1 rRNA gene is annotated in these 331 nt (G+C 59.8%); it reads right to left on the reverse strand.

The features are described 5' to 3' along the window. Positions 1-214 precede the first annotated feature (214 nt). Positions 215-331 (reverse strand): 16S ribosomal RNA (locus EHS43_RS46075); the annotation flags it as partial.

A 331-nucleotide genomic window follows, 5' to 3' on the forward strand; every position in this document is an offset into this window, starting at 1 on the left:
GAGGGGGTTCATTCCCTCAGACACCCAACAGCGTGCCCGACACCCCAGCCACTCGTGATCAGCGTTCCACGCTCCGAAGAGCAGTACTGGCAGCCCGAGATGACTGAAAGTGCCGAATAATCAACGTTCCACCCATGAGCAACCACCGCAGAACGTTTGCCTGCGTAATGGCCCTGGACCACCAAGCAAGCTTGGCGGCCTAGATGCTCCTTAGAAAGGAGGTGATCCAGCCGCACCTTCCGGTACGGCTACCTTGTTACGACTTCGTCCCAATCGCCAGTCCCACCTTCGACAGCTCCCTCCCACAAGGGGTTGGGCCACCGGCTTCGGG

It is taken from the genome of Streptomyces sp. RP5T, from assembly GCF_003933965.1.
Classification (GTDB): Bacteria; Actinomycetota; Actinomycetes; order Streptomycetales; family Streptomycetaceae; genus Streptomyces.